Source organism: Halobellus sp. Atlit-38R (assembly GCF_003665925.1).
Classification (GTDB): domain Archaea; phylum Halobacteriota; class Halobacteria; order Halobacteriales; family Haloferacaceae; genus Haloquadratum; species Haloquadratum inordinatus.
The window spans coordinates 1-556 of sequence record NZ_QXIJ01000164.1 but is presented as its reverse complement, the minus strand read 5'-3'; the positions used below and the strand labels follow the sequence as shown (position 1 = coordinate 556).

Sequence of the window (556 nt, the reverse complement as noted above, 5' to 3'; positions counted from 1 at the left end):
CCGCCTCGGTGTCGACGATGCCGCCGACGAAGCCTTCGAGGTTTAATACGTCCGGATATGACTCAGCGAATTCGTCGACATCGAAGTACTCGATTCCGGGGATCTTCTTGACATTCTTACGCATCTTTCGTGTTTCAGGACTGCCAGCCTCATCCTCGTCGACCAGACTGATAAATGGTTGAGCGTGGAACTCGAAATCACCTGTCGCCGACAACTCCTCGAAATAGTCACGGACTTTCACTGCTACGCCTGGAATATGCTCACCTTCAAGGAAGAACCACCAATCCGAGATAAATGCGCTTGCGTTCGCCGACGCGCTCTCTTCGAGTTTACCTTTCTCCAGCACCAGAACGTCGTAGTCGTCTGCGAGATGGTCGGCAGTGCTGCATCCGATGGAACCCGCTCCTATGACGACAACGTCGTAGCTGTTTGCCTGCGGCATACGTTGAGTCATCAGTTGATGAATTTTATTTCTATTGATAGTGGCATTTCCTGCCACCCAAGTACGGACATGCGCTACACCTGTGAGTGTTTGTAGTACACAAATCTTACCAAG

The 556-nt window shown here is 51.1% G+C and carries 1 protein-coding gene; it reads right to left on the bottom strand.

The genetic code is table 11. The features are described 5' to 3' along the window. On the bottom strand, positions 1–442 hold a 442-nt coding region (locus D3D02_RS18720), incomplete at its 3' end, for an FAD-binding oxidoreductase (protein WP_233560717.1). Positions 443–556: the final 114 nt, after the last annotated feature.